Consider the following 4,240-nt stretch of genomic DNA (forward strand, 5'->3'; position numbering starts at 1 on the left):
GGGGGCCCGGCCCCTGGGCGCCGCGCCCCCGTCGGTACCTGGGGGCGGTTGGGGGGTTGTGGGTTACAACCCCTAACCGCCACTCACGAGTCGGTGACGCGGCGCGCGAGTTCCACACGTGAGCGCACGCCCAGCGCGGTGAAGATGTTGCGCAGGTGGTGATCCACGGTCCGGTGGCTGATCACCAGCCGCCGCGCGATCTCCTTGTTCGTCTCCCCCGCCGCGACCAGCCGCGTGATGGCGTCCTGCTGCGGGGTGAGCCCCGCGAGCGATCGGTGCGGCGTGGACACGGTCTCGCCGGTCGCCCGGAGCCCGGCGCGGGCCCGTTCGGCGAACCGGGTCGCGCCGACGCTTTCGAAGCCGCGCAAGGCATCGCGGAGCTGATCTCGCGCGTCCCGGGTCCGCCGGTGCCTGCGCAGCGACGTGGCGTACGCGAAGCGGGTCCTGGCGAGTTCCACCGCACCGCCCGCCCGGCGGTGCGCCTCGATGGCCTGCCGGAAGTGCTGTTCCCCCACGGCGGGGTCCGTCGCGGTCAGCGCGTGACAGCGGTGACTCAGCGCGAGCCAGCAGGGTTCCGCGCCGACCAGCGTCCACCGGTCGAACACCTCCAGCGCCGCCCGCGCGCGTTCGGGCCTCCCGGCGAGCACGGCCGCTTCGACCAGTTGCGGTGTGGCGAGGACCCGGATCACCGGCTGGTCGCCGGAAACACCTGACGCGAGGTCTTCGAGCCTGCTCAGCGCGTCGTCCGGCCGATCGTCCGCCAGGTCGAGGCAGGCGTTCGCCCACGCCGCGACGGCGGCGGGCCTGCCGAGACCGCGTTCGGCGATCCCCTCGGTCGCCTCGTCCAGTTCGGGGGCCCGCTCGCCCAGGAGCGCGGCGGCCAGCCCGAGCAGGGTGAGGTGTTCCATCCTCAGGTTGTGGGGAGCGAGCAGGCCCTCACGGGAGGCCGCCCGCGCACACGGGATGCGGTCGAGCGCGATGGCCGAGAGCGAGAGGTAGATCAACGCCCACGGCAGTTCCGCGTGCCGCCTGCCGAGCCGCGCGCGGCTCACGGCCGCCGCCGCGTACTCGTGGGCCCGTTCCGCGTGCCCACGGGCGAAAGCGGCTTCGGCGGCCCAGACGGCTCCGGCCACGGCGTCGTCGGACATACCTCGGCGGACGGCGTCCTCCAACGGCTCGACGGCGTCGTCGTGACGGCCCGCGTAGACCGAGGTGAGACCGCTGAAATGCGAGGAGGCCAGCCCCTCTCCGGCGGGGACCGTCCGCGCCAATCCCCGGTACCCGCTCAGGTCGCCGCCGAGCCGCCGCGCCTCGCCAGCCAGCAGGAGTGCGTCGGCCGGATCGGGCAGCAGTTCCGCCGCCGTGCCCAGTTCGTGGGTGGCGACCGCGGGATCGCCGTCGCGCAGCTCGATCTCTCCGTGCAGCAACGCCACGGCGCCCGGTTCGGCGTCGACCCGCGACAGCAACAGCCGCGCCCAGCCCGGCCTGCCCGCCTGCCAAGCGGCGTCAGCGGCGGCCAGCAACCTGGCGGCCCGCACGCCGGGGTCGACGGTCAAGGCGGCGGCGCGTTCGAGCTGACGCGCCGAGGCCGTGTGATCCGCCGCGGGTGCGGCGGCGAGCGCGTCGGCCAGCGGCACCGACGGCGCGGCGGTCGCCATCGCGCGGTGCCAGAGCACCTCCGGCCCTTCGCCGTCGGAAGCCAGCCGCGCGTGCGCCGCGCGGCGATCCGCCGGTGACGCCGCCGCGGACCACGTCGCTTGAGCCACCTTGCTCGCCGCGGAATCCAGGAACCCGGCCAAGAACCGGACGCGTTCACCGGACGGCATCGCGTCCAGACGAGCCGCGTAACCCGCCAACCGCTCTCGCAACACCGGCGACACCGGCTCCCGGCCCGCGGCCTGCGCCGGGGTGAGCTGCGCCGCCAGCGCGATCAGGTCCGCCGGATTCCCGCCGCCCAGTTCGACCAGCTGCGGCCGTACCCCGGCGGGCACCCCTCGGTCGCGCAGCAGCAGATCCGCCGCCTCGTCGGTCAGCGGCGCCAGTTCCACACACTCGAATTCGTCGGATCCGGACCGCGACGCGAGCACCATCCCGACCGAGGATCCGGCCAGCCTGCGAGCAGCGAAACCCAAGGCCGCCAAGGATTCCGCGTCGACCCATTGCGCGTCGTCCACCCAGCAGATCGCCGGTGCCGGAAGTTCGCTCAGCCGCCGATGCACCGCCTCACCGCCCGAGACCTCGGCCCCGAACAGGCGATGCAGCGCCTCGAACGGCAGCGCGCGTTCCGCTCGCATGCCCCGCACGCCGAGCAGGCGGACGCCGGACGCGCCACGCAGCTCGGTAAGCAGCGCCGACTTGCCGAGGCCTTCCGCACCGCGGACCAGCACGGCCTGCCCGGCGACCGACCGCAGCCCGCCGAAGAGGTCGTCCCTGCCCCGCAGCGGGTACACGACGTCCCGGACAGGCATCGGCGCCTCCTCGAAATCCCCCTCGATGAAACACCAGGCGCAAGTGTTTCACAAGGTCCTCTTTCACAAGGTCCTGCTGGGCACCCGGCCTTCCACGAGCGCGCCGAGCAGCGTCGACGCCGCGTCGAGATCGGGTGTCCGTGACGCGAGGACGTCCGAATACAGGAACGCCTCCCCCAGCCGGACGATCGCGTAGCAGAGGCTGTCCAGGCTGACCGCGGGCACGAATCCGCCGTCGTCGACGTCGCGGCGCAGCAGGTCGACGTGCGCCGCGATCACCCTCGGCTGGACCCGCCCGTCCGGGGCGGTGAGCAGCCGGATCGCGAGCACGGGCTCGTCGTCGAGGAAGCGCCGGAACCCGGCGCTCGCCGCCAGTGCCGACCGGTAGTCGCGCATGATCGCGAGACAGCGCAGTTCACCCGCCGCATTGCGCACCACGTCGCCCTCTTCGCGCTCCCAGGTGCGCACGGCGGCGGTCAGGGTGCGCTCGGACAGGTAGTAGAGGGCATCACCCAGCAGGTCTTCCCGGTTGCCGACGCGGCGGAACAGGGTGCTGCGCGAGATACCAAGGTCTTGAGCGAAGGCGGAGGTGTCGACGCGGATCCCACGGTCGATCCACCGGGCCGCCGTGCGGACTATGTCCTCGGCTGAGGGGTTCACGATCGCCGATCGTACGGGCGGTGAGCCCGGCGAGCGTGGCCGCGGAGGAAGACTGGCGATTTCACCGATGCAGCCCCCGGTGTCCGTTTGCCACAGTCCATCACCACGGACTGTGTTCAATGGCGAACGGAGAGGGCACTATGCGTAGTACGACCCGGATCCTTTGTGGACTGGCGACGGTCGCCGCGCTCGCTATCGCTCCAACGGCACACGCGGCCGACAACCCCTACGAACGGGGGCCGGACCCGACGGAAAGCAGTATCGAAGCCTCCCGTGGCTCGTTCGCGGTGTCCGAGGTGTCGGTGTCCCGCCTAGCCGTCACCGGGTTCGGCGGCGGCACCATCTACTACCCGACCAGCACCGCCCAGGGCACCTTCGGCGCTGTCGCCATCTCGCCGGGTTACACCGCGACCCAGTCGAGCATCGCGTGGATCGGCCCGCGGCTGGCGTCGCAAGGTTTCGTCGTCTTCACCATCGACACCAACACGATCTACGACCAGCCGGAGAGCCGCGGCGACCAGTTGCTGGCCGCGCTGGACTACCTGACCCAGCGCAGCAGCGTCCGCTCGCGGATCGACACCACCCGCCTCGCGGTCGCGGGGCACTCGATGGGCGGCGGTGGCTCGCTCGAGGCGGCGCAGGACCGGCCGTCGCTGCAGGCCGCCGTCCCGCTCGCGCCGTGGAACACGCAGAAGTCGTGGTCCTCGCTGCGGGTGCCGACCTTCATCATCGGCGGTGAAGCCGACACCGTCGCACCGGTGGCTTCGCATTCGATCCCGTTCTACACCAGCATTCCCGCCTCGGCGGAGAAGGCGTACATGGAACTGGACAACGCGAGCCACTTCTTCCCGAACACGTCGAACACGACCATGGCCAAGTACACGATCTCGTGGCTGAAGCGGTTCGTGGACAACGACACCCGCTACGAACAGTTCCTCTGCCCGGCGCCGGACGACCGCACGATCAGCGACTACCGCGACACCTGCCCGCACGCCTGACAGAGGAGGTCCTGGTGGTCGTGTGTGGGGGTTCGGGGTGAAAACCCGATACCCCCACACCAACCCCCCCCACAATACCGACCAGTTATGCGGTGGGGGGACCAGCGTGAACCA

Annotated in this window: 3 protein-coding genes; 1 reads left to right on the forward strand and 2 read right to left on the reverse strand. The window is 71.7% G+C overall.

Annotation, left to right across the window (positions count from 1 at the left end; genetic code table 11):
* Nucleotides 1-83: 83 nt before the first annotated feature.
* Complete coding sequence (locus ACZ5ZX_RS31320) at nt 84-2,468, reverse strand: helix-turn-helix transcriptional regulator (RefSeq protein WP_465505582.1); 2,385 nt, start codon at nt 2,466-2,468, stop codon at nt 84-86.
* A 63-nt stretch (nt 2,469-2,531) separates the two neighbouring features.
* Nucleotides 2,532-3,128, reverse strand: a complete 597-nt coding sequence (locus ACZ5ZX_RS31325; RefSeq protein ID WP_465505583.1) for a QsdR family transcriptional regulator — start codon at nt 3,126-3,128, stop codon at nt 2,532-2,534.
* Between the two features lie 140 nt (nt 3,129-3,268).
* Here ACZ5ZX_RS31325 and bdeA point away from each other — a divergent pair, with 140 nt between their 5' ends.
* Nucleotides 3,269-4,126, forward strand: a complete 858-nt coding sequence (bdeA, locus tag ACZ5ZX_RS31330) for a bis(hydroxyethyl) terephthalate hydrolase (RefSeq protein ID WP_465505584.1) — start codon at nt 3,269-3,271, stop codon at nt 4,124-4,126.
* The last annotated feature ends 114 nt before the right edge of the window (nt 4,127-4,240 follow it).

The sequence above is a fragment of the Amycolatopsis sp. NPDC033938 genome, from assembly GCF_055575975.1.